Below are 24,266 nucleotides of genomic sequence, written 5' to 3'. Positions count from 1 at the left end.
TCCGCTCCCCATGCTCCGGCTGCGTTCTGCGCCGGCCTGAGTGCGGTCATGCAGGTTTCGCGCCGTCTCCTCTGGAGAAGAAGGCGCAGCCGAGCGCCAGGGCGAGCGCGCCGTGATGCCATTCCTGCCAGAGCCCGTAGCCGAGGATCACCAGCATGGCCCAGGCGGTTCCGGCGAAGGCGAGGCCGGCGGCGACGGGGGGGGCGAGCCCCGCCCGGCCCAGGGCGATCCCCGTCCCGGCGAGCGCGGCCGCGCAAAGGCCCGCGCCGACCGCGCCGGCTTCGAGCCAGATGTGCAGGCCTGCGTTATGCGGGTGCAGGGGCAGAAGATCGAAGGCCTGACCCCGCAACTCGCCAGGCCTGCTCATCGACCGGCTGGCGTCGAGGCCGTGTCCGAAGAAGGGGGCTTCTGAAAGCCGCGCCAGGGTTTCGCTCCAGATCAGAAGCCGCATCTCCCAGGACATCGGCAGCATGGCCGCGAGCCCGTCCGGGACGAGCAGGATAAAAAGCCCGGTGAGCACGGGTGCAAAGACGACGTAGACGGCGAGACCCAGGCACAGCGCACGCAGGCTCGCGCCCGGCCGTACGAAGGCGGCGGCGGCCGCGGCCGACCCGGCCGCGAGCGCGACGAGATTGGCCTCGACCCCGAACGCCGCTGCGCCCGCGAGGGCGGCCGCGCCGAGCAGGACCGCGACAGGCCTCAGCCCGTTCAGCCAGGCGTAGATCGCCATCGGCCCGGCGACGAGGATGAAGGCGCTGGCCCCGCGCGAGATCATCCGCTCGGCGAAGGCTCGCGCCCATTCGCGGCCGATATCCACGCCTTCGACCCAGATCTTGTACTGGGTCGCGATCGGGATGCCGAACAGCGCCTCGATCAGCAGGTAGATCGCGCACAGCCCGAAGACGATCAGAGCGTACCGGCCGTAGCGAGCGCGCACAGGATCTGAAAGCCGGGCGAAACCGTAGGCGGCGAGCACGAAGAGCGGGGTGAGCAGGCCGAGCTTGATGAGCTGGTCGGGCCGGTCATAGGGCGACCAGATCCAGCTCAGACAGATCCAGCCGATCGCGAGCGCAGCGAGGATCGGGGCGCCCGGCGACCGGCGCGTATCCTCCCAGATCGGCCAGATCAGCATGGGCACCCAGAGAAGGCCCATGAAGGCGGCCGATCCGGCGAGGCCGAGCCCGCCTGCGCCGATGAAGATCGCGCTCCACGTGATCCAGAAGTAGAACACGGCGTCCCGCCACAGGCCGAGCGCGCGGCTGGCGGTCAGGGTCACTTCAGGCGCTCCGCAGCCTCGTCCGGAGCGAGGTTCCAGAACATCAGGTCCGCGCCCGGCCCGGTCACTTCGGCCGCGCAGATGCGGCCGGTCTTCACCTTGGCGTCCTCGAGCGCGGCGGCCTCGCCGGCGAGCAGTTCGTGGAAATACCTCAGGATCCCGTTCGAGGTGACGACCAGCACTTCGCGGTCCTTCGACCGGTCGATGGTCAGCGCGGCGTAGAGCGCGCGCACATTGGCCCGGATCGTCTCAGGGCTCGGCGACCAGCCCGCGCCGGCGGGCGGGACGGACCGCTCGCGCCAGTCCTCGATCGCCGCCGCGCTCCAGCGCTCGGCGATCTCGGCGTCGGACTTGCCGCCCCAGACGCCGTAATCGATTTCCTTCAGCCGCTCGTCGATCTCGATCTCGCCGGTATAGCCGCACCGCTCCGCGGCGAGTTCGGCGCCGATCCGGGTGCGTTTGAGCGGGCCGGCCACGATGCGGTCGGGCAGCACGCCCGCGCTCCGCAAAGCGTCGCCGATGGCGCGCGATTGCTCCAGCCCCTTGTCGACCAGCGGCAGATCCTCGTTCGCGCCGACCCAGACCGGCGTGTCTTCCGGTCCGAACGTGTTGCCGTGGCGGGCCAGGATCAGCCGCATCAGACGAGTTCCCCTTCCCGGGCGACGATCTCCGCGGCGATCTCCGCGTCGCGCGGGCTGTCCACGCTCCAGGGCGTGCGGCCGCGATAATCGGTCAGAACGATCCGGATCGCGATCCCGTTCTCGAGCGCGCGCAGCTGCTCGAGGCTCTCGGTGCGCTCGAGCGGGCTGGGCTCCAGCGCGACGAGCTTCTTGAGCGCGGCGAAGCGATAGGCGTAGAGCCCGATATGCTTGTGCACCGGCACGCCGGCGTCCTCGCGGCGATAGGGGATGATCGTCTTGGAGAAATAAAGCGCGTTCATCGCCCTGTCGAAGACGACCGTGGTGCCGCCCACTTCTCCGGCCGCCTTGGCTGCAGCGAGCTTGGCGTAGGCGTCTTCGGTCAGCGCGACGGCAGGAGTGGCGAGCTGCAGATCCGTGTCGGCGGTCATGGCCGCGGCGGCCGCGTCGATCACCCAGGGCGGGGTCAGCGGCGCGTCGCCCTGAAGATTGACGATCACGTCGCCGGGCCCGGCGAAATCCTTCACCGCCTCGTAGGCGCGCTCGGTGCCGTTGCGGCAGGTTTCCGGGGTCATCACCGCCTCGCCGCCGAAGCCGGTGACGCAATCGATGATCCGCTTGTCGTCGGTCGCCACGATCACCCGGTCGATGCTGGGCGCGGCTTCGGCCAGGCGGCGCACGCGCTCGACCATCGGCACGCCGGCGATCTCGTGCAGCGGCTTTCCGGGAAAGCGCGTGGAGCCGTAGCGGGCGGGGACGACGGCGATGACGGTCATGAGCACATCCGGACGGCGGGGCGGGGCGGTCTGATTGCCACGCTTTTTCTCTTCGCGCAAAGCCGCGCGAGGGCTTTGCCCGCCGCGCCGGGTTGGGTTAGAACGCGCGCCTCGCGCGCCGGGCGGACGATCGCCGCCGGCGGCGCCGTACTTCAGGAGGTGGTTTCATGGCCGGCCATTCGAAATGGGCGAACATCCAGCACCGCAAGGGCCGTCAGGACAAGGCGCGCGCCAAGCTGTTCTCGCGCCTGTCCAAGGAAATCATGGTTGCGGTGAAGATGGGCGGGCCCGACCCCGACATGAACCCGCGCCTGCGGCTGGCCGTGCAGAACGCCAAGGGCCAGTCCATGCCCAAGGACAATATCGAGCGCGCCATCACCAAGGCGGCCGGCGGGGATGTCGAGGAGTATTTCGACATCCGCTATGAGGGCTTCGGCCCGGCGGGCGTCGGGGTGATCGTGGAAGCCTCCACCGACAACAAGAACCGCGCCGCCGCCGAGGTCCGCACCGCGTTCTCCAAGAACGGCGGAAACATGGGCGAGACCGGCTCGGTCAGCTTCATGTTCGACCAGGTGGGCGAGATCCGCTTCCCGCTGAGCGTCGCCGACGAAGAAGCCATGCTGGAAGCCGCGATCGAGGCCGGCGCCGAGGACGTGGTGCAGGAAGATCTCGAAGACGATGACGGAGAGCCTGCGCCCGAGCACGTGATCTACTGCGCCCGCGAGGATCTCGCCGAGGTCGCCGCCGCGCTGCAGGAGCGCTTCGGCGAGGCCAAGAGCGCGAACATCATCTGGAAGCCGCAGAACCTCATCGAGGTCGAGGGCGAGAAGGCGGCGACCCTTATGAAGATGATGGAGGCGCTGGAGGATCTCGACGACGTCAGCCGCGTCTTCGCCAATTTCGACATCTCGGATTCCGAGATGGAAAAGCTGGACGGCTAGGGACGGTGATCATCGCCGTCGACGGTCCGCTCGCCTCAGGCAAAGGCACGATCGCCCGCGCGCTCGCCGCGCGCTTCGGCCTGCCGCATCTGGACACCGGCACGCTCTACCGGGCCGTCGCGGTGACGCTGATCGACGCCGGGATCGCACCCGAAGACGCCGAAGCCGCAGAGCGGGCGGCCCGCGCGCTGGATCCGACGAAGATCGACGAAGCGAAGATCCGCACCGCCGGCGCGGGCGTGGCCGCGAGCGTCGTCAGCGCCCATCCCGGCGTGCGCGCCGCGCTTCTGGACGTGCAGCGCGACTTCGCCCGCCAGCCCGGCGGGGCGGTGCTCGACGGCCGGGACATCGGCACGGTCATCGCGCCCGAGGCCGAGGTGAAGCTCTACGTCACCGCCAGCGAGGAGGCGCGCGCCTGGCGCCGCCGTGCAGAGCTGGTCAATCGCGGCGAGCAGATCAGCTTCGAACAGGTGCTCGGCCAGCTGCGCCAGCGCGACGCGCGCGATTCAAGCCGCGCCGACGCGCCGCTCACCAAGGCCGCAGACGCGGTGGAAATCGACACCACCGACATGACCATCGAAGACGCGATCGCAGCCGCGGTCGCCGCGGTCGAGGCGAAGCGCTAGCCTTGCGGTCATGACCGCGCTTCCTCTCGGCTTCGGTGTTTCCGGCACGCACGGCACGCCGCTCGTCTCGCGCAGCTCGACGATCGCCATGATCGAACGTTCGTTCGATTTAGGTGTGCGCCTGTTCGACACTGCGCCCGCCTATGGCGCGGGCGAGGCCGAGCGCCGGCTCGGGGCGGCGATCTCAGCGATCGGCCGGGAGAAAGTGCGGATCTCGACCAAGGCGGGGCTGTCGAGCGCCGGTCTCGCGCGCCGGATCCGGGATTTCTCGCCGGGCGGGATTGAGGCGAGCGTGACCGCCAGCCTTGAAAGGCTCGGCGTGGAGGGCGTGGATCTGCTGTGGCTGCACGGCGCGGACGGGGCTGAGCTGACAGGGACGCTGCTGGACCGGCTCGACGCGCTCAGGCGCGCCGGGGCGTTCGCAAGGCTCGGCGCGGCGGGGCGGGGGGCCGAGCTCGACGCCGCGCTCGACACCGGCCGGTTCGAGGCGCTGATGGCGCCGGTGCATCCGTTTCTGGACGAGGTCGAAAGCGCTCGGCTCGCACGAGCGAAAGCGCTCGGCCTCGAGGTCCACGCCATCGAAACCGCCGGCGACGCGCCTTCAGGCGTTTCGGCGCCGCGCTCGGCGGCCGATCTCTACAAGCTCGCCAAGGTGTTGCGCGCCCGGCTCTCCGGTGTGTCCGGGCGGGGCCGGGTGAGCCATGCCGACGGATTGCGCGCCGCGCTCGCCCGGCCGGAGATCGACCTCGCGCTGGTCACCACGACGCGCCCCGGCCATCTCGTCGAAGCGATTGAAATCGCCGCCGCCGCGGCGCGGCGGGCCGATGGACGCGCGGGCGCCGATCCGTTAAACCCGGCTTAAGGGGCGTGCGAACCTAACGGGAGGGGACCGGCGTGAGACGAAGCTTTGCGCAGGGCGTCTGTGCTGCAGCGCTGATCACGGCGCTGGCGGCGAGCCCGGCCGCGCTCGCCCAGGCCGTGCAGACCGCCGCCGAGCGGGTCTTCATGGACGCCGACGAGCTGATCGAGGATCGCTCCGCAGGCACCTACACCGCGCGCGGCGACGTGCGGCTGGCCTCCGGCGACCGGGTCATCTACGCCGACGAGATCGTCTACGACATCGCCAACGGGCGCATCACCGCGCGCGGCGGGGTTCGCATCTTCGAAGGCGGCGCGCCGGCCCAGACCGCCGACGAGGTCGAGCTCGACGACGAGATGCGCGAGGGCGTCGCCTACGGCTTCGCCACGCTTCTTGAAAACAACGGCCGCGCCGCCGCCGCCGCGGCTCTGCGCCGACCGGACGGCTCGGTGGAGCTGACCGACGCCTACTACACGGCCTGCAATCTGTGCGAAGACGCGAGCAAGGAACCGACCTGGCGGCTGCGCGCCGACCACGTGGTCCGCGACGTCGACGACAGCATGATCTACTATCGCGACGTGCGGCTGGAGATCGCCGGCGTGCCCGTCGCCTACGCGCCGCGCTTCGCCCACGCCGACCCGTCCGCCGAGCGCAAGTCTGGTTTCCTGCTGCCGTCGGTCGACATCTCCAACCGGCTGGGGCTCAGCTATCAGCAGCCCTATCTGTGGGTGATCAGTCCCTATCAGGACCTGGTGATCGCGCCGCGCGTGATGACCGAGGTCAATCCGCTGCTCGAACTGGAATGGCGCAAGCGCTTCTATTCCGGTGAGATCAACGCCGAGGCGAGCTTCACCTACGGCCAGGAATTCGACGCGGACGGCGATTTCGGGCCCGAACAGCTGCGCGGTCATATCTTCGCCGACGGCCTGTTCGCGCTCTCGCCGGACTGGCGCTGGGGCTTCGGCGTTCAGGCGGCGAGCGAGGACACCTATCTGCGCCGGTACGACTATAACGAATCCCCCGAAGAGAGCGACGCGCTCTACGCCTTCAGCCAGCAGCGCACGCTGATCAACCAGCTCTTCCTGGCCGGCAAGGGCGAGGATTATTACTTCGACACCGCCGTCATCGCCTTCGACAAGCTGCAGGACGGGTTCGACGACGACCAGCTCGCCTATGTCACGCCGCTGGTCCGGGGCCATTACGACGGCGAGCTGCCGATGGGGCTCGGCGATTTCGACTTCGACTTCAACCTGACCAATCTGCGCCGCGAGTTCGGCGACGATTACACCCGGGCGAGCCTGGGGCTGTCCTGGTCGCGGCCGGTGATCATCCCCGGCGGGCTGAGGGTGGAAGGCTTCGCCGACACCCGTCTGGACGCTTACCGGACGGTCGAAAGGGACGCGTTCAACACCACGATCGACGAGCGCAATTTCGTGCGTGCGCGCGGCGCGGCGGGGATCGACGTGTCCTATCCCTTCGTGCGCCCCGGCAGCCGCTATGATCTGATCATCGCGCCGCGCACCGCCGCCATCATCGCCAACGGCGGCGATCCGGACGAGCGGCCCTTGCTGCAGGATCTCGAAACGGTCGATTTCGGCCGCTCCTTCCTGTTCGATCCGATCCGCGCGCCCGGCTACGACATCTTCGAGGACGGGTTCCGCATCGATGCAGGGCTCGAATTCGCCGTGCGCGACCGCGAAGACGTCTACGGGCTCGAGGCGTTCGTGGGCCGCAGCTACCGGCTGAGCGGCGGGAAAGAACGGTTCGGTCCGGCCTCGGGCCTGTTCGAGGACGATTCAGACTGGCTCGCCGACGTCGAGGTGGATCTCGGCTGGTTTGAAACCGGGGCGAGCGCGCGCATCGATTCCGAGACCGGCGAGATCAACCGGATCGACGCCGAGATCACCGCCGAGTACGGACGCGCGGTCGGCAGCCTGCGCTATACCGAACTCGCCGACGAAGCCGCGGCGCTGGCCCGGGAATCGCTCGACGTCAGTTACGCCTACGCCCTGACCGAGACCTGGTCGACCTTCTATCGCGGCAGTTTCGATCTCGACGCCGGCGAGGGCCGCCGCCAGGAAGCCGGCCTCCGGTATCGCGACGAGTGCACCGATTTCCGCATCTTCTATCAGCGTGAAAACATCCAGATCGGCAATCTCGGCCCCTCGGAGTCGCTGAAGTTCGAGATCGTGCTCTTCACCCTGGGCGGGGTCGGCGAAGACTAGGCCTGGGCGGCTGGAGATCGGCGCGTCCGCGCCTAGTTCTCCGGCCATGACCCAGACCGATCTCTTCAGGGCCGACACCGCGCCGTCAGGCCTGTTCACGCCGAGCCGCAGCGTCGGCCTCGCCCGGATCGAGGCGTTCACCCCGGCCATGGGCGGGCGGTACGCCGGGCGGCGCAATTTCGATTTCGGGCCGGACGACCGCTCGAACGTCTCGGCGCTCAGCGCGCATGTCCGCCACCGCCTGGTGCTCGAATCCGAGCTGGCTCAGGCCGCGCTGACCGCGCACGGGATTTCGACCGCAGAAAAATTCCTGCAGGAGGTCTGCTGGCGCACTTACTGGAAGGGCTGGCTGGCGCACCGTCCCTCGGTCTGGCGCGACTACGCCGCGGAGCTTGATCTCGCGATCGCCGCGCTGGGGAAGGACGGGGCCCTGCGCGAGCGCTATGACCGGGCGGTGGAGGGGCGCACCGGGATCGCGTGTTTCGACGCCTGGGCGGAGGAGCTCGCCACCCACGGCTGGCTGCACAATCACGCCCGGATGTGGTTCGCCTCGATCTGGATCTTCACGCTCGATCTGCCCTGGGTTCTGGGCGCGGACTTTTTCTTCCGCAACCTGATCGACGGCGATCCGGCGTCCAATACGCTGAGCTGGCGCTGGGTCGGCGGGCGTCAGACCGCCGGCAAGACCTATCTCGCCCGCGCTTCCAATATCGAGAAATACACAGCAGGCCGTTTCGCGCCCGACGCTGCAGACCTCGCCCCCGACGCGCCTGAGCCCGAGGACGGCGTGGATCATCCCGCGCCCGCTGCGCCCCCGCCGGGCGTGCGGCCCGACCCGGGCGCGCCCGCGCTGCTCCTGATCCATGACGAGGATTGTCATCCCGAGAGCTGGGGCGTGGACGGGCTCGACATTCGCGGCGCGGCGACGCTGTCCGCGCTCGACCGCCGCTCGCCCTTGTCCGCCGGCGACGCGGCCCGGACGTTCACCCGCGGCGCCCTCGCCGACGCAGCCGAGGGGACGCGCGCAGCGTTCTCTGTCGATGCGGCGCCTTGTGAAACGCTCGCCGATGTCGTCGAGGCCGCCCGCGTGTGCGGCGCGGCGCAGATCGTCACTCAGCGCCCCCATGAAGGCCCGCTCGGCGATCTGATCGACGGCGGCCGGCCGGACATGAAGTCGGCCGGACTCGCCTTCGCCGAACTCAGGCGCGACTGGGACCGGGCGTTTTATCCGCACGCCACCAAGGGATTTTTCAAGTTGAAGAAGGCGATCCCGGGCGTTCTGGCCGAGCTGGGGCTTCGCTGAGCGCTGCGGGGAGAGTGACTTTCCGCGCGGGCGCGGCTAACCCTTGATCCGTTCCGTGATTGTCGGCCCGGGGTCCCGATGCAGCAAGATCTGCTCGTCAAACTCAAAGCGCTCGCCGAGCCGACCCGTCTGCGCATCGTGCTGCTGCTCGCCCACGGCGAAATGACGGTCAGCGAGATCATGCAGGTGCTCGGCCAGAGCCAGCCGCGCGTCTCGCGCCACCTGAAACTGCTCGCCGACGCCGAGCTGTGCGAGCGCTTCCCCGAAGGCGGCTGGGTGTTCTACCGGCTGGTGCGCACTGGCGCGGTCTCGCGCCTGGCCGCGGTGATCGACGAGTTCGCCGATCCCGACGAGCCCCAGGTCCAGCGCGACCGCCAGCGCCTGGCCGAACTCAAGCGTTTGAGGAGCCAGACCGCAGAGCGCTTCTTCGAGGCCGCCGCCCAGCAATGGGCCCATATCCGCTCGCTGCACTTCTCCGAAGAGGCGGTGGAGAAGACCCTCGTCGCGCTCGCCGGCGATCGCAGTTTCCAGAACCATGTCGACGTCGGCACCGGCACGGGCCGGATGCTGGAGCTGTTCTCCGACCGCGCCGCGGACGGCATGGGCGTCGATCTCAGCCGCGAGATGCTGCACGTGGCGCGCGCCAAGCTCTCAGAAGCCGGGCTCAGCTCGCGCTTCGTGCGCCAGGCCGACGCGTCCGCCCTGCCGCTCGAGGACGGCTCGGCCGATCTCGTGACCCTGCATCAGGTGCTGCACTATCTCGACGATCCCGAAGCGGCGGTAGCCGAATGCGCGCGCGTGCTGGCGCCCGGCGGCCTGCTGCTCGTCGTCGACTTCGCCGAGCATCGCCATGAGGCGCTGCGCGTGGAACACCACCATCAATGGCTCGGTTTCCCGCCCGCCCAGGTGACCAGCTGGATGCAGTCCGCCGGCCTCGAACTCGCCGGGCTCGAAAGCCTCGAGCCTGAAGGCATAGACGGCGGGCTGACCGTGCTGATCTGGGCGGCGGAGAAGCAGGCGGCGGATGACGATGCCCGGACCTGAGACGCTGAAACCGCACGCAGACCGGCTCGCCGGGCGCGCTCTGGCCGATCTGTTCGCAGAGCCGGGCCGGGATGCGGCGCTTCAGTTCAGCGCGGCTGGGCTCGAATTCGACGCGCGCCGCCAGCGGCTCGACCTCGAAGCCTGGCGCGCGCTGACCGCGCTGGCCGGGCAGGCCGCTCTCAAAGACGCGTTCGAACGGCTGTTTTCCGGCGCTGCGGTCAATCCGACCGAGAACCGGCCGGCGCTGCACCCGGCCTGCCGCAACCCGTCCCGGCTTTCCGACACCGCGCTCGCCGCCCGGCTCGAACAGGCCCGCGCGCGCACCCGCGCGTTCGCAGAAAGCCTGACGCGGCCGGACGTTCTGGGCGGCAAGCCCTGCCGGCGCGTGGTCAATATCGGCATCGGCGGGTCCGATCTGGGCCCGCGCTTCGTTTATGACGCGCTCAAGGCCTTCCGGCGCGACGGCGTGCAGGCGCGCTTCGTGTCCAATCTCGACCCCGCCGATCTCGACGACGCGGTCGAGGACGCCGATCCCGAGACCACCCTGTTCGTGATCGTCTCGAAATCCTTCACCACCCAGGAAACGCTGATGAACGCGCGCGCGGCGCGCGCCTGGCTGGTCTCGGCGCTGGGCGAGGACGCCGCGAAAGCGCGCTTCTGCGCGGCCACCGCCGCGCCTGACAAGGCCGCCGCGTTCGGGATCGGCGAGGACAGGATCTTCCCTTTCGAGGACGGGGTGGGCGGGCGCTATTCGCTTTGGTCGCCCGCAGGAATCGCGCTCGAACTCGCGCTGGGCCCGGAGATTTTCGACCGGCTGCTGGCTGGCGCGCGGGCGATGGACGATCACGCGATCGACGCGCCCTATGAAGCCAACATGGCCGTCGCGAAAGGCCTGATCGACGTCTGGAACCGGGCCGGGCGCGGCCGGCCCTCGCGCTGCGTGGCGGCCTATTCGTCGAGGCTCGAACGGCTTGCAGCCTATCTGCAGCAGCTGGAAATGGAATCGCTCGGCAAGTCCGTCGCCGCGGACGGGTCGCCATTGCCGCAAGGTTTCTCGGGGCCGCTGGTCTGGGGCGGGCGCGGGTCCGATCTGCAGCACTCGGTCTTTCAGTGGCTGCATCAGGGGCAGGACGAGACCCCGGTCGACTTCATCGCCGTCGCCGATCGGGCGTTCACCGCCGATGAACGCGCCCGCGCGCTCAACGCCAATCTCGCCGCCCAGGGCGCCGCGCTCGCTCACGGCCGGAGGGGCGAGGGCGAGCTCGCCACGCACAAGGCGATCGCAGGCGGACGGCCCAGCGCCACGTTTCTCCTGCCCCGGCTCGATCCTGAAAGCCTCGGCGCCCTGATCGCGCTCCACGAGCACAAGGTCTTCGTCGAGGCCGTGCTCTACGGGCTCAATCCGTTCGACCAGTTCGGCGTCGAACTCGGCAAGGACCTCGCCCGCGCCTTGCTCTCGGGCGACGAGGGCCCGCTGGACGCCGCAGCGAAGGACCTCGCCCGGCGCATCGGGGTCTGACCGGGCGGTCCGGCGCACACGCCGCCTTGATCGCGCGACGGTTTGCGCCCAGACAAAAGACCGGCCGCGCCCCGCACCGCCGCGAATCCGTTTAGCGCTGTCTTCTCCTTCCCGTCCCACGAGGCCGCCCCATGACCGACGCTCCCCTCGACACCAACGCGATCAAGCCGCTCGCCAACGCGATCCGGGCCCTCTCCATGGACGCGGTGGAAAAGGCGAACTCGGGCCATCCGGGCATGCCGATGGGCATGGCCGACGCCGCCGCCGTGCTGTGGACGCGCCACATGAAGTTCGATCCCGCCGACGTCGACTGGCCGGACCGCGACCGCTTCGTGCTCAGCGCCGGGCACGGTTCGATGCTGATCTATTCGATCCTGCACCTGATCGGGGTCGAGGGCGTGAGCATGGAGGAGCTGAAGAATTTCCGTCAGCTCGGCTCTAAAACCGCCGGCCATCCTGAATATGGCCACTGCCCGGGCGTCGAGACCACGACCGGCCCGCTGGGGCAGGGGATCTCCACCGCGGTGGGCATGGCGATGGCCGAGCGGATGATGAACGCGCGCTTCGGCGACGATCTGGTCGATCACCACACCTATGTCATCGCGTCGGACGGCGACCTTCAGGAAGGCATCAGCCAGGAGGCGATCTCGCTGGCCGGCCATCTGAAGCTGAACCGACTGATCGTGCTGTGGGACGATAACGAGATTTCCATCGACGGCGCGACGAACCTGTCCGACACCGTCGATCACTGCGCCCGCTTCACCGCCTGCGGCTGGGAGGCGATGCGCGTGGACGGCCATGACCCGGCCGCGGTGGACGCCGCCATCGAGAAGGCGAAAGCCAGCGACAAGCCGACCCTCATCGCCTGCCGCACCCAGATCGGCTTCGGCGCGCCGACCAAGGCCGGCACCGCCGGAAGCCACGGCTCGCCGCTCGGCGCGGACGAGATCGAAGGCGCGCGCAAGGCGCTGGGCTGGAGCCACGGCCCGTTCGAGATCCCCGGCGAGGTCTATGAGGGCTGGAAAACCGTCGGGACCCGCGGCGCGCAGGCGCGGGCGGAATGGGAGAAACGGCTCCAGGCGTCAGACCGGCTCGAAGCCTTCATCGCCCAGCTCTCCGGCGAGCCCCCGCGCGAGGCGATCGACGGGCTGAAGGCGCACATCAGAAAGACGCTGACCGACAAGCCCGCGCTCGCCACCCGCGCCGCCTCGGGCGCTGCGATCGAGAGCTTCTGGGAAGCCTATCCCGGCCTTGTGGGCGGGTCGGCAGACCTGACCGGATCGAACAACACTCGCGCCAAGGGCCATCGCGCGGTGACGCGGGACGATTTCGGCGGGGACTACATCCATTACGGCGTACGCGAGCACGGCATGGCCGCGGCCATGAACGGCATGGCGCTGCACGGCGGCATCCGGCCCTATTCGGGGACGTTCCTGGTGTTCTCGGACTATTGCCGCCCGGCCGTGCGCCTGTCCGCGCTGATGAACCAGCCGGTCGTCTATGTCTTCACCCACGATTCCATCGGGCTGGGTGAAGACGGTCCGACCCACCAGCCGGTCGAGCATCTCGCCGCCCTGCGCGCCATTCCCAATCTCGCGGTCTACCGCCCGGCCGACGCGGTGGAGGCCGCCGAAGCCTGGATCGCCGCGCTCGAGCGCACCGACGGTCCCACCGCGCTCATCCTGTCGCGTCAGAAGGTCCCGCATCTGCGCGAAGACGACGGCGCGAGCGTGCTGTCAAAGCGCGGCGCGTACGTCATCCGCGAGGCGGAAAACGCGCAGGTCACCCTGATCGGCACCGGCACCGAGCTGAGCCTGGCGGTGCAGGCCGCCGAAATCCTGAACGGCGAAGGCGTCGCCGCCAGCGTGGTGAGCTGCCCGAGCCTTGAAACCTTCCTTCAGCAGGACCCCGCCTATATCGAGGCCGTCGTGCCGAAAGACCGCCCCGCCGTCGCCGTGGAGGCCGCCAGCCGCTTTGGCTGGGACGCGCTCATCGGCCGCGAAGGCGGGTTCGTCGGCATGACCGGCTTCGGCGCCAGCGCCCCGGCCGAAGACCTCTACCGCCATTTCGGCATCACCGCCGACGCGGTGGCCGAAGAAGCGCGCAAGCGCCTCTAGCCGCCTTCGCCGTCCATGCCGCCGGCGCCGTTCTGAGCGGGCATGTCCTGACCGGTCATCTCGCCGCTTTCCGCGCCGCCGGGATCGGGCAGGTCCATGCCTTCACCCATGCTGCGCAGGGCGATCGCCGCGATGTCCACGCCCTGGCCTTCGGGCGGCAGCAGAGCGAGCACGTGCCGGCCTTGCGTGTCGGACGGCGCGTCATAGCTGAACACCGCCTTCTGCCAGTCTTCGGTGAGGCTCATCGTGCGCCAGCCCGAGCTGTCGCCGTTGGGCTCCACCCAGGCCGCGCGCAGGGCGGGACGCTGGCCGCCGTTCTCATAGCCTTCGCCGGCGCGGGCGATGATCGTGACGATCACCGGCTGGCCCAGCACGGGCGTCACTCGGTCTTCAGTGAGTTCAATCGCCAGCGCGTCGCGCGGCTGGATCAGCGCCTGTTCGGGATCGATCGGCTCGTCGGTGTCGAAGCTGAGATAGCCCAGCTCGCCCTGATTGAGCTGATATTCGACATGGTTCGAGGTGATGTCCGCGGTCGACCGGTAGGTGGTCGGCAGCAGGATCTCGTCGGCCTCTTCAAGGCCGAAGCGCTCGGCGACCGCCTCGACCGCCGGGCCGGGCCGGTCCTCGCCGCCGATGGAGATCTCGTCGCCGCCGCGGGCGGTCCGTTCGGCGTCGGCCGGATCGTCACCGGTGTTTTCCTCGCCGGTATAGCCTTGCGTGGAGCGTTGGGCGCCGGGTTCGGCGTCTGCGGCGTTGGGTTCGGCCTCTTCAAGGCCGGCATCCAGCGTGGCGCCCTCTTCATCGTCGGGTCCGCAGGCGGCGAGCGCCAGCGTCGCGGTCGCGGCGGCGGTGAGAAAACGGATGCGCATGGCGTGTCCCTCCCTGGGAGTTTCGGCTTCACAGCTGAAAACGCCGCTCCGCTTGATGCGTTGCGCCTCGCGCGCGCCGGAACGAAACCGGTATGCTGGCCGAATGGCGGGACCGATTCGCATACTGGGCGTGGACCCCGGGCTGAACGCGACGGGCTGGGGCGTGATCGCCCAGGACGGCGCACGGCTGAGCTTCATCGCCTGCGGGATCATCAAGGCGCCCCCCAAGGCGCCGATGGCCGAGCGATTGTGCTTCATCTTCGACGGCCTGACCGCGCTGATCGAGGAGCACCGCCCCGATGAGGCCGCGGTCGAGGACCAGTTCGTCCACGTCAATCCGGGCAGCGCGCTGAAGCTCGGCCAGGCGCGCGCCGCCGCCGTGCTCGCGCCCGCCCGCGCCGGCCTGCCGGTGGGCGAATACCCGCCCAAGCTCGTCAAGAAGGCGGTGGTCGGCACGGGCGGCGCGGAGAAAGGCCAGGTCGCGGCCATGGTCGGCATCCTCCTGCCCGGTGCGAAGGCCGAAGCCGACGCCGCCGACGCGCTGGCGGTCGCCATCTGTCACGCTAATCACCGGCCCGCGAGAAGGATCGCCTCATGATCGGAAAGCTGAGAGGCCTCGTCGACGCGGTCGGCGAGGAGGAGGCCGTGATCGACGTCAGCGGTGTGGGTTATCTCGTCCACGCCGGATCGAAGACCCTCTCCCGGCTCGAACCGGGCAAGGAGGTCACGGTCCATATCGAGACCTATGTGCGCGAGGACCAGTTCAAGCTCTTCGGGTTTTTAAGCGAGGCCGAGCGGGCCTGGTTCGTCAGGCTGCAGTCGGTGCAGGGCGTAGGCGCGAAACACGCGCTCGCCATGCTGGACGCGGCCGGGGTGGGTGAGATCGAAAGCGCAGCCGCGCTGGGCGACGTCTCCACCTTCGAGCGCGCCAAGGGCGTGGGCAAGAAGCTCGCCCAGCGCATCGCCACCGAACTGAAAGACAAGGCGCCGCCGCTGGGCCGCGGTCTGGCGGCCGGCGCGGCGGGGTTGAACGCCGCGCTGGGGACGAAGCCGGGCAAGCCCGCCCCCGCCGGCGCCCCGCCCTCCACCGACGCCGGGGCGCGCGAGGCCGCAGTCAGCGCGCTGATCAATCTCGGCTATGCGGAAACCGACGCCCGCCGCGCCGTCGCCGTGGCCCTGCGCGAGGCGCCGGAGGCCGATGAAGCGAAACTCATCCGCGCCGCGCTGAAGGAGCTGGCGCGGTGACTGTCTTTGCGCCCACGGTTCTTCCCTCCCCCTTGCGGGGAGGGTGGACCGGACCGCAGGTCCGGGCCGGGTGGGGGTGCGGCGCCAGAATTTGCGGGCGGTCGCGTGCGCGGCCCCACCCCACCCGTCCGCTTCGCGGACACCCTCCCCGTCGAGGGGAGGGAAGGAAAACTTCGTCAGCCAGGCGCTTAACAGACCAGCGGGGAGGACATCGCGCCGCCGCCATGTCAAAACGCGCCCATGACTGAAGACCGTCTCGTCACTTCCGAGGAAACCGCTGGCGATACGCGCGACCGGGCGCTGCGGCCGCTGTCCTTCGACGATTTCGTCGGTCAGGCGGACGCGATCTCCAATCTGCGGGTGTTCGTGGAGGCTACGGCGCGGCGCGGCGAAGCGCTCGATCACGTGCTGCTCTCCGGCCCGCCGGGGCTGGGCAAGACGACGCTCGCGCAGATCGTCGCCAAGGAGTTGGGAGTGAATTTCCGCGCCACCTCCGGCCCGGTCATCGCCAAGGCGGGCGATCTCGCCGCGATCCTGACCAATCTCGACGAGCGCGACGTGCTGTTCATCGATGAGATCCACCGGCTGATGCCGGCGGTGGAAGAGATCCTCTATCCGGCCATGGAGGACTTCCATCTCGATCTCGTCATCGGGGAGGGGCCGAGCGCGCGCACCGTGCGCATTGATCTCCCCCCGTTCACGCTGGTGGGCGCGACGACGCGGGCGGGTCTTCTCGCCACGCCGCTGCGCGACCGGTTCGGCGTGCCGGTGCGGCTGGAGTTTTATGACACGAAGGAACTCGCCAGCATCGTCGCGCGCGGCGCGTCGAAACTCGGCGCGGCGATGACGCCCGACGGCGCGGAAGAGATCGCCAAGCGCGCCCGCGGCACGCCGCGCGTGGCCGGCCGCCTCTTGCGCCGGGTGCGCGACTTCGCCGAGTCCGACGGCGCGGAAACCATCGACGCGAAGACCGCCGACGCGGCGCTGAAACGCCTGCAGGTCGACGAGGTGGGGCTCGACAGTCTCGACCGGCGCTATCTGAAGGTCCTGATCGAGGGCTTTGCGGGCGGGCCGGCCGGCGTGGAGACGCTGGCGGCGGCCTGCGCGGAAGCCCGCGACGCGCTCGAAGACGTGGTCGAGCCTTTCCTGATCCAGCAAGGCTTCATCCAGCGAACGCCGCGCGGCCGCGTCGCCGCCCCGCGCGCCTGGACCCATCTGGGGCTGACCCCGCCCAGGACCACCGCGCCCGACCTGTTCGGAGAGGGGAAATGACCGAGCCCACCTCCGGCGCCTGGACCTCCGGCGTGCACACGCTTCCGGTCCGCGTCTATTACGAGGACACCGACTTCACCGGGGTGGTGTATTACGCCAACTACCTGAAATTCCTCGAGCGGGGCCGCACCGACGCGCTGCGCAGCGCCGGCGTGCGCCATGAGGATCTGCTTGAGCTCGACACGCCTCTGGGCTTCGCGGTGCGCCGGATCGAGGCGGAGTATCTGAGGCCCGCCCGCATCGACGACGCCCTGATCATCGAGACCCGCTTCACCGAAGCGCGCGGCGCGCGCCTCAGCGTCGCGCAGCGTATCCTGCGCGGCGAAGAAGTGCTGCTGACCGCCAGCGTGGAGGCGGCCTGCATCGATCTCGCCGGCCGGCCGAGGCGGCTCCCGAAAAGCGCGGCGGCGGCGATCGAGGCCGCGGCGGAGGCCGGCTGAGCCCCGCTTCAGCTCCGCCGTCCTCAAAAATCCGCCTTAATCTCGCTTAAGGGTGCGCGCCGTATGAAATGACGGTGAACATCCTGGGCTGCGGCTTGGCGCGGACCTTGCGTCCGGCTAAACCACCCGTCCGGGGGTACAAGTTTCGCGTAACAGCGGTTCACGCCGCGCCGCGATCAAGAAGGGGTCTGAGCGCACTCATGGAAAGCGTCGCCGTCGAGCTGGCCGATCCGGGTCAGGAACTGACCATCGTCTACCTGTTCATGCGGGCCGACATCGTGGTGAAGGCCGTGATGGCCATTCTCGCCTTCATGTCGGTCTGGTCCTGGGCGATCGCGATCGAGAAATTCGTCGCCTTCTCCGGCCAGCACGGCAAGGCGCGCCGGTTCGAAAACGAGTTCTGGTCCGGCGCGTCGCTCGACAAGCTCGCCGACCGGTACGGCCGCGATCCGAACCATCCGTTCGGCCGGGTGCTGGCTGCGGCCATGCGCGACTGGGACGGGTTCTCGGTGGCCAAGTCCGGCGGCGCTGAAGCCAATCGCGAGCTGTCCAAGATGGAGAGCGGGCTGGGCGTGCTCGCCATCATCGGTTCGTCCGCACCCTTCATCGGCCTGTTCGGCACGGTCTGGGGGATCATGAACGCCTTCCGCGCGATCGCAGCGACCGACAACACCTCACTGGCCGTCGTCGCGCCGGGCATCGCCGAGGCGCTGTTCGCCACCGCGCTGGGCCTTCTGGCCGCCATTCCGGCGGTGATCTTCTTCAACGCGCTGAGCTCGAGCCTGGGCAAGTTCGCCGCCAAGCTCGAAGGCTTCGTCGACGACCTCGCCGCGATGGCGTCGCGGGAGGGCTAGATGGCCGGCGGAGTCGACACCAGCTCTGGAACCTCGAACGGCCGCCGGCGCTTCAAGCCGAGCGCGGAGATCAACGTCACGCCCTTTGTGGACGTGATGCTGGTCCTGCTCATCGTGTTCATGGTGTCCGCGCCGCTGCTCACCGTCGGGGTCGAGGTCGACCTGCCCGACACCGAGGCGCGGGCGATGACCACCAGCGAGGAGCCGCTGACGCTGACCATCCAGCGCGACGGCACGATCTATCTGATGGAGACCGAGATCGGCTTTGACGAAATCGGTCCGCGCCTGCAGGCGATCTCCGGTGCGGGATCGGATGCGCGCGTGTATATCCGCGCCGATGACGGCGTGGCCTATGGCGAGGTGATGCGCGTCATGGCGCGGGTCTCCTCGCTGGGCTACGCCAATATCGGCCTCGTCACCGATCCGGCGCAGCGCTAGGAGGCGCCGGCGAGATGCGCCAGGCCCTCGGTTTCATCCTCTCGGCGGTGCTGCACGGCGCGCTGATCGGCTCGGCGCTGATCTATTTTCCCGCCGCCTCGCGCTTCGCCGAAGACATGGTCGTCGTTCCCGTCGAACTCGTGACGCTGGCCGAGAACACGAACGTGCGCGCCGCGCGGCCAGAGCCCGAACCTGAAATCGAAGACGAGCCCGAACCGGTCGAGACCACGCCCGAGCCAGACACCGCGCCCGAACCGGTCGTCGAGCCCGAGCCTGAAATCATCCCGCCCGAACCCGATCCGGTCCCCGAACCGGTCGAGCCCGAACCCGAGCCCGAGCCGGTCGAGCCGGAGCCTGAACCCGAGCCCGAACCCGAACCGGTGCGCCCCGAGCCCGAGCCCGAACAGCCGCGCGGCCTCGATCTCAACAATCTGTCGCGCATGGTCGACCGCTCGCGCGAGCAGCGCAGCGATCCCAATGCTGAGACCGGCGAGACCCGCCAGGGCGCCGGGCCGGGCACGGCGATGACCGCCACGCTGCAGGCCATGGCCGCCAGCCAGATCGCCCGCTGCGTGCGCTCGAACGCCGACGCGCCGCCGGGCATGGATCTGCGCGTCACGGTGCGGGTTCGCCTGGAACGCAGCGGCGAGCTCGCCGAACCGCCGCGCCTCAGCGACGAGGCGCGGGTGATGAACTCGCCCAACCCCTTCCTGCGCGTCGCCGGCGAGCGGGCGCTGCGCGCGGTCATCGACTGCGCGCCCTATCAGCTGCCGGCCGCCAACTACGCCGAATGGCGCCTTCTTGAGGTCAATGTTGACACCCAACGTAACCGCTAGCCGCTTCAGCCCCGCCGGAGACCGCCCGATGACCGCCGCCGTGAGACACCGCCTTCTTCAGGTTTTCGCCCTGATCGCCGCCTTCGCCGCGCTCGCCGCCCAGGCCGCCGCCCAGGGCCCGCTGCGGGTGGACGTCACCGAAGGCCATCTCGATCCGATGCCGATCGCGATCACCGACTTCACCGGCGCAGGCGGACGCGAGGCCGAGATCGGCGCGGACATCGCCCGCGTGGTCACCGGCAATCTGGGCAATACCGGCCTGTTCGATCCGGTCGATCCCGAAGCCTTCATCGAGGAGATCGAGAACATCGATCTGCGCCCGCGTTTCGGCGACTGGCGCGTGATCGACGCTTCGGCGCTTCTGGTGGGCCGGATCACGATCGAAAACGACCGCATGACGGTGGCCTTCCGGCTCTGGGACACCGCGACCGAGCAGCAGCTTCTGGGCCTTCAGTTCGCCTCCACGCCGGACAACTGGCGGCGCATCGCGCACAAGGTCTCCGATGCGGTCTATGAGCGGCTGACCGGCGAGGAAGGCTATTTCGACACCCGGATCGTCTACGTCTCCGAGCGCAGCGGGGCGAACGGCGCGCCGATCCGCCAGCTCGCGGTGATGGACCAGGACGGGGCGAACCCCTCGCTCCTGACCGACCGTTCCTACATGGCGCTTCTGCCGAACTACTCGCCCAGCGCCCAGCAGATCACCTACGTCTCCTTCCGTGACGGTCAGGCGACGAGCTATCTCTACGATCTTCAGACCGGCCGGCAGGAAGCGCTGTTCGACTCCGGTCCGAGCTTGGCTGAAGGCGGCCAGTCGCTGTCGGCGAGCTTCCATCCCAACGGGCGCGAACTGGTGGTCGCCGCCGCGCGCCGGGGCGGGCATGACGTGTTCCGCTTCGATCTGCGCATGCGCACGCTGCGCCAGCTGACCAACCATCCCGCCGACGACATCGAGCCGAGCTACGCGCCGGACGGCGAGCAGATCGTCTTCTCCTCCTCGCGCTCGGGCCAGTCCCAGCTTTACGTGATGAACGCCGACGGCACCGATCCGGTGCGCATCACCTTCGGCGAAGGGCGCTACACCGCCCCGGTCTGGTCGCCGCGCGGCGATCTCGTCGCCTTCGTCAAGCAGCATCAGGGCCGGTTCATGCTCGGCGTGGTCGACGCGGACGGTTCGGGCGAGGAGCGCATCCTCTACGAAGGCTACAAGGTGGATACCCCGACCTGGTCGCCGAACGGCCGGATCATCCTGTTCACCCGCGGCGATCTGGTGAACGGCCGCGAGGAGCCCTCGATCTGGAGCGTGGACCTCGCCGGATTCAATCTCCGCCGCCTGCCGACCGACGGCGCGGCCTCCGATCCGGCGTGGTCTCCCTTGATCGACTAATAAAAGAGCGTATAGAGTCCGCTCCGAGTGCGCCGATAGAGAGGGGTGAGCGCTCTCGCCGATTAAGGGCTGCTTAAGATGCGGTCTGCGTCAATGAACGCGGACCCGGCCGGAAGGGGCGGGAACCCGACGGCCAGTAAGAGGGACTACCTAAATGAAGCGTTTTGCTTTCGCCGCCGTCGCCGGCCTCGGCCTGCTGACCGCCGCCTGCGCCACCCAACCCGAGCAGATCGAAGAGGTCGAAACCGATCCGATCGTCGACGAAGTGGTCACCGATCCGGTCACCGAGCCTGAAGGCCCGGCCCCGGGTTCGGTCGAGGACTTCGAAGTGACCGCCGGCGATCGCGTGTTCTACGGGTTCGACCAGGCCACGCTGACGTCTGAAGCCCGCGAGACCCTGCGCCGTCAGGCCGCCTGGCTCGCCAGCTATCCGTCGGTTCGCGTGCTGATCGCCGGTAACGCCGACGAGCGCGGCACCCGCGAGTACAACCTCGCGCTCGGCGCGCGCCGCGCCGCCGCCGCCCGCGACTTCCTGGTCGCCCAGGGCGTCGATCCGGCCCGCATCTCCACCGTGTCCTACGGCAAGGAGAACCCAGTCTGCCGCGAGTCCACCGAATCCTGCTGGGCCCGCAACCGGAACGCCATCACCGTGATTCAGTCCGGCGCGACCTCGTAAGAGGCCGTATCGGCTGATCTAACCAACGCCCGCGAGCCTCACGGTTCGCGGGCGTTTTCGTCTCAGAAAACCGCTTTTCGGGGGGAAAGCATCATGATCGTCATCCGTCTCATCGCCGCCGTCATTGTCTCTGCCGCGCTCGCGCTCGGCGCGGGCTGGGGGCTTTCCAACCTGCTCGGCGCGCCCGCCGCGCCCGCCGCTGAAGCGCCTGACACCGACACCGAAGCCGCACCCGAGCACGGCGAGGGCGAGCCGCCTCTGGCGCTTCCTTACGAGGCGGACGGCGCGGCCGCCTTCCTGGCCGATGCGCTGGCCGGGACCGGCGCCGTAGAGCCCGCGTCGAGCTGTTTCGGCGGAGACGCGCCGGGCGGGCCGGTCGATCTCGCCGCCCAGGCCGCCGAGGCGGCCCAGCCCCAGCCCGCCATTCTGGACGACGGCGCCGCGCAGACCCGCACCGCGTCGTGCGAGGCGAGCCATGTGCGGCTGGTCTGCACGATCTCGACAGCGTGGGTTTTCGATGACGGCGTTGACACGACCGAGAGCGCGGAATGGTACCAGTTCCAGGTCGAGCAGAGCGAAGCCGGCTGGGCGCTGGTTCCCGGCAGCCTCTCCTGGTGCGCGGCGGGCTGAGCCCGCCTTGATTTCGCCAATCAAAACCGGATGCTCGCACACCCATCCGGATACCGAGGGAAACGCCATGCTTCGCCTGATTGCGCTCGTCCTGCTCGCCGCCGGCCTCGCCGCGCCCGCCGAGGCCCAGTCCCGCCGCGAGCTCGCCGCCCGGCTCGACGCCGCCGAAGCCCGGCTCGCCGAGATCGAGGCTCAGGCGCTCGCCGGCGATCCGGTGGCCGAGACCCTCATCGTGCGGATCGACGCGCTCGAGCGCGAACAGCGCGTGCTCACCGGCGAGATCGAACGCCTCGCCTTCGAGAACCGCCAGCTCCGCACCCAGCTGGACCAGCTGCAGCGCAGCGTGAATGTGATCCTTGAAGGCGGTGTGCAGACCGGCGCCGATCCGCGCGCCGGCGACGGGCCCGCCGTTCTCGAACCGAACGAAATCAACCCCGACGATCCTTTCGCCGAAGCCCGTGCCGAAGACGTGCAGCCGCTGCAGGCGCCGAGCGGCGCGCAGGCGCAGCGTCCGGCCGGTCAGCCCGCGAACGCGGGCGGCGCGGCGTCTTCGGGTCCCGCCGGCGGCCCGTCCCAGCTGGGGGCACCGGAGGCGGCGACGCCGGCCGATCCCGACACGCTGTTCGCCCGCGGCCGCAACGAAATGCTCGAAGGCGATTTCGCCGACGCGCGCGACGCGTTCGAGTCCTTCGTCGCCGCCTATCCCGAAGACGACATGGCCGACGAGGCCTTCTACTGGCTGGGCGAGACCCATTTCGTGGCCGGCGATCTCGACGCGGCGGCGGACGCCTATATCGCCTCGCTTCAGACCGACCGCAGGGGCGAGCGCGCGCCGGACGCGCTGATCAAGCTCGGCGCGGCGTTCGCAGGGCTCGGCGAGACCGAGCAGGCCTGCCAGGTGCTCGCCACCTTCCCGGTCGAGTTTCCCAGCGCCGATCAGGACGCCCGCCGCAAGGCGCAGCGCGAGATCGCCCGGATCGGGTGCAGCTAGGACGCGCGCCAACGCTCGCCGTCGGCCTGTCCGGGGGCGGGGATTCCACGGCGCTTTTGCTGGCGCTGCGCCGCGCCGCGCCCGATCTCAAGCTCGCTGCGCTCATCGTCGATCACGGCCTCAGGCCTGAAAGCGCTTCCGAAGCCGGGCGCGCCGCAGGATTCGCCCGGTCGATCGGCGCCGAGGCGCGCGTTCTGAGATGGGATGCGCCGCGCCCCGGCCAGAACGCGGCGCGCACCGCCCGGCATCTGATGCTCGCTCGCGCCTGTGCGGAGATCGGCGCGCCGGTGCTGTGCCTGGGCCACACGCTCGAAGACCGGGTGGAGACGCTCCGCATGCGCGCGGCCCGTCCCGGCAGCGCGCTCCGGCTCGCAGGCCCGTCCGGGCTCGACCCCTCGCCGGTCTGGCCGCAGGGGCGGGGCCTGCTCATCGCCCGGCCTTTCCTGAGCCTGCGCAGGAAGACGCTGCGCGCCTTTCTGCGGGCCGAAGGCGTGGACTGGATCGAGGATCCCTCCAACGCCGACCCCGCCTATGAGCGCGTACGGCTGCGCCGCGCCCCGATCGACCCTGCGGCGGAAGCCGCGCTTCTGACCTTCAGCGACGCCGCGCAGGCGGTCCGGGCCGCCGAGGGCCGGGCGGCCTTTGCGCTCCTCGGCGAGGCGATGAGGCTCTGCGATCTCGGGATCGCCGCGCTCGATCGCGCCGGGTTCGCCGCCGCGCCGCGCCGGGTCGCGATCCGCGCGATCGAGGCGGTGGCGGCGGGCGTGTCGGGCGAAGCCGACGGTCCCGGACCGCACGCCGAAGTCCTGCTCGACGCGCTGCTTGCGGGCCGTGCGGCGAGCGCCGCCGGCGTTCTGCTCACCGCGTCGGGCCGGCTGGGGCGCGATCCGGGCGCTGCGGCGGGCCGGGCGGACGGGGCGGGCGGAGCCGAGCCGCTGATCCTGCCTGACAACGGTGCGGGCGTGTTCGACGGCCGGTTCGAAATCGGCGGCCCGGCGCGGATCGAGGCGCTGGGCGGGCGGGCCTGTCCGCCGGAATTCGCTGACGCGCCTGCGGTGTTTCGTCCCGGCCTTCCGGTGGAGGCTTCGGGTGGCGAGGCTCTTGCACCGCAGCCTATGCGCCTGCTGGCGCGGGACAGAATCGCCGCGCGGCTGCTTTCCCCGGCCTCTCCGGCGTGGTTTGATGCACTTTCAGATGCGGCGCGCGGCGTCGCGGCACTGGCGAAAGCCCCCGCACGGCCCAATATCAGGGCGTGACACGACTGAACACCGGGCCAGGCCCGCGCGCGGCCGGCGCGTCATCCG

Annotated in this window: 24 protein-coding genes; 20 read left to right on the top strand and 4 right to left on the bottom strand. The window is 69.7% G+C overall.

Features of this window, described 5'->3' with window-relative positions; translation table 11 throughout:
* Positions 1 to 46: 46 nt before the first annotated feature.
* From ABL308_02980 to kdsB, 3 genes are read right to left on the bottom strand one after another with little or no spacing between them, the layout of a single operon-like run.
* Positions 47 to 1,276 carry an O-antigen ligase family protein gene (locus ABL308_02980; GenBank protein ID XBQ16847.1) on the bottom strand — a complete coding sequence of 410 codons (1,230 nt, stop codon included), beginning with the start codon at positions 1,274 to 1,276 and terminating at the stop codon, positions 47 to 49.
* Positions 1,273 to 1,914 (bottom strand): histidine phosphatase family protein, encoded by a 642-nt coding sequence (locus ABL308_02975; protein ID XBQ16846.1) that lies wholly within the window; start codon positions 1,912 to 1,914, stop codon positions 1,273 to 1,275. The genes ABL308_02980 and ABL308_02975 overlap by 4 nt, the downstream gene beginning before the upstream one ends.
* Complete coding sequence (gene kdsB / locus ABL308_02970; GenBank protein ID XBQ16845.1) at positions 1,914 to 2,690, bottom strand: 3-deoxy-manno-octulosonate cytidylyltransferase; 777 nt, start codon at positions 2,688 to 2,690, stop codon at positions 1,914 to 1,916. The genes ABL308_02975 and kdsB overlap by 1 nt, the downstream gene beginning before the upstream one ends.
* A 167-nt stretch (positions 2,691 to 2,857) precedes the next feature.
* On the opposite strand from kdsB, the gene ABL308_02965 reads away from it, so the two are divergent.
* The 8 genes from ABL308_02965 (at position 2,858) to tkt (ending at position 13,324) form a co-directional block, all read left to right on the top strand.
* Positions 2,858 to 3,631, top strand: a complete 774-nt coding sequence (locus ABL308_02965; protein ID XBQ16844.1) for a YebC/PmpR family DNA-binding transcriptional regulator — start codon at positions 2,858 to 2,860, stop codon at positions 3,629 to 3,631.
* A 5-nt stretch (positions 3,632 to 3,636) separates the two neighbouring features.
* On the top strand, positions 3,637 to 4,257 hold the full coding sequence (cmk, locus tag ABL308_02960) for a (d)CMP kinase (GenBank protein ID XBQ16843.1): 621 nt from the start codon (positions 3,637 to 3,639) through the stop codon (positions 4,255 to 4,257).
* Positions 4,258 to 4,267: 10 nt separating this feature from the next.
* Positions 4,268 to 5,119, top strand: coding sequence for an aldo/keto reductase (locus tag ABL308_02955; GenBank protein ID XBQ16842.1), 852 nt, complete (start codon positions 4,268 to 4,270; stop codon positions 5,117 to 5,119).
* Positions 5,120 to 5,151: 32 nt separating this feature from the next.
* Positions 5,152 to 7,341, top strand: coding sequence for an LPS assembly protein LptD (lptD, locus tag ABL308_02950; GenBank protein XBQ16841.1), 2,190 nt, complete (start codon positions 5,152 to 5,154; stop codon positions 7,339 to 7,341).
* Positions 7,342 to 7,387: 46 nt separating this feature from the next.
* Positions 7,388 to 8,644 (top strand): FAD-binding domain-containing protein, encoded by a 1,257-nt coding sequence (locus ABL308_02945; protein ID XBQ16840.1) that lies wholly within the window; start codon positions 7,388 to 7,390, stop codon positions 8,642 to 8,644.
* A 78-nt stretch (positions 8,645 to 8,722) separates the two neighbouring features.
* On the top strand, positions 8,723 to 9,688 hold the full coding sequence (locus ABL308_02940) for a metalloregulator ArsR/SmtB family transcription factor (GenBank protein ID XBQ16839.1): 966 nt from the start codon (positions 8,723 to 8,725) through the stop codon (positions 9,686 to 9,688).
* Positions 9,675 to 11,207: a glucose-6-phosphate isomerase gene (gene pgi / locus ABL308_02935; GenBank protein XBQ16838.1), complete on the top strand. Its 1,533-nt coding sequence runs from the start codon at positions 9,675 to 9,677 to the stop codon at positions 11,205 to 11,207. Before ABL308_02940 ends, pgi begins: the two co-directional genes overlap by 14 nt.
* 131 nt (positions 11,208 to 11,338) lie before the next feature.
* Positions 11,339 to 13,324 carry a transketolase gene (gene tkt / locus ABL308_02930; protein ID XBQ16837.1) on the top strand — a complete coding sequence of 662 codons (1,986 nt, stop codon included), beginning with the start codon at positions 11,339 to 11,341 and terminating at the stop codon, positions 13,322 to 13,324.
* Here tkt and ABL308_02925 read toward each other — a convergent pair.
* Positions 13,321 to 14,193, bottom strand: coding sequence for a hypothetical protein (locus ABL308_02925; GenBank protein XBQ16836.1), 873 nt, complete (start codon positions 14,191 to 14,193; stop codon positions 13,321 to 13,323). The genes tkt and ABL308_02925 overlap by 4 nt on opposite strands.
* Before the next feature lie 103 nt (positions 14,194 to 14,296).
* On the opposite strand from ABL308_02925, the gene ruvC reads away from it, so the two are divergent.
* The 12 genes from ruvC (at position 14,297) to tilS (ending at position 24,218) form a co-directional block, all read left to right on the top strand.
* On the top strand, positions 14,297 to 14,791 hold the full coding sequence (ruvC, locus tag ABL308_02920) for a crossover junction endodeoxyribonuclease RuvC (protein XBQ16835.1): 495 nt from the start codon (positions 14,297 to 14,299) through the stop codon (positions 14,789 to 14,791).
* A complete protein-coding gene (gene ruvA, locus ABL308_02915; protein ID XBQ16834.1) occupies positions 14,788 to 15,438 on the top strand; it encodes a Holliday junction branch migration protein RuvA in 651 nt (216 codons plus the stop codon). The genes ruvC and ruvA overlap by 4 nt, the downstream gene beginning before the upstream one ends.
* A gap of 240 nt (positions 15,439 to 15,678) precedes the next feature.
* On the top strand, positions 15,679 to 16,710 hold the full coding sequence (gene ruvB, locus ABL308_02910; protein XBQ16833.1) for a Holliday junction branch migration DNA helicase RuvB: 1,032 nt from the start codon (positions 15,679 to 15,681) through the stop codon (positions 16,708 to 16,710).
* Entirely contained in the window at positions 16,707 to 17,150 is a 444-nt protein-coding gene (gene ybgC, locus ABL308_02905; protein XBQ16832.1) for a tol-pal system-associated acyl-CoA thioesterase, read from the top strand. Before ruvB ends, ybgC begins: the two co-directional genes overlap by 4 nt.
* Positions 17,151 to 17,350: 200 nt before the next feature.
* The gene (locus ABL308_02900) at positions 17,351 to 18,004 is read left to right on the top strand and encodes a MotA/TolQ/ExbB proton channel family protein (GenBank protein XBQ16831.1); all 654 of its coding nucleotides are present in this window, start codon (positions 17,351 to 17,353) and stop codon (positions 18,002 to 18,004) included.
* Positions 18,005 to 18,442 carry an ExbD/TolR family protein gene (locus ABL308_02895; GenBank protein ID XBQ16830.1) on the top strand — a complete coding sequence of 146 codons (438 nt, stop codon included), beginning with the start codon at positions 18,005 to 18,007 and terminating at the stop codon, positions 18,440 to 18,442.
* A gap of 14 nt (positions 18,443 to 18,456) precedes the next feature.
* The gene (locus ABL308_02890) at positions 18,457 to 19,278 is read left to right on the top strand and encodes a hypothetical protein (protein ID XBQ16829.1); all 822 of its coding nucleotides are present in this window, start codon (positions 18,457 to 18,459) and stop codon (positions 19,276 to 19,278) included.
* Positions 19,279 to 19,306: 28 nt separating this feature from the next.
* Complete coding sequence (gene tolB, locus ABL308_02885; protein XBQ16828.1) at positions 19,307 to 20,665, top strand: Tol-Pal system beta propeller repeat protein TolB; 1,359 nt, start codon at positions 19,307 to 19,309, stop codon at positions 20,663 to 20,665.
* 154 nt (positions 20,666 to 20,819) lie between these two features.
* Entirely contained in the window at positions 20,820 to 21,341 is a 522-nt protein-coding gene (pal, locus tag ABL308_02880; protein XBQ16827.1) for a peptidoglycan-associated lipoprotein Pal, read from the top strand.
* A gap of 93 nt (positions 21,342 to 21,434) precedes the next feature.
* Complete coding sequence (locus ABL308_02875) at positions 21,435 to 21,971, top strand: hypothetical protein (GenBank protein XBQ16826.1); 537 nt, start codon at positions 21,435 to 21,437, stop codon at positions 21,969 to 21,971.
* A gap of 67 nt (positions 21,972 to 22,038) precedes the next feature.
* Positions 22,039 to 22,962, top strand: a complete 924-nt coding sequence (ybgF, locus tag ABL308_02870; protein XBQ16825.1) for a tol-pal system protein YbgF — start codon at positions 22,039 to 22,041, stop codon at positions 22,960 to 22,962.
* The gene (tilS, locus tag ABL308_02865; protein XBQ16824.1) at positions 22,953 to 24,218 is read left to right on the top strand and encodes a tRNA lysidine(34) synthetase TilS; all 1,266 of its coding nucleotides are present in this window, start codon (positions 22,953 to 22,955) and stop codon (positions 24,216 to 24,218) included. The genes ybgF and tilS overlap by 10 nt, the downstream gene beginning before the upstream one ends.
* The last annotated feature ends 48 nt before the right edge of the window (positions 24,219 to 24,266 follow it).

Source organism: Oceanicaulis sp., assembly GCA_040112665.1.
Taxonomy (GTDB): Bacteria; Pseudomonadota; Alphaproteobacteria; order Caulobacterales; family Maricaulaceae; genus Oceanicaulis.
Note: the sequence above shows the minus strand (reverse complement) of the source record. Positions and strands in the feature narration are given on the sequence as shown.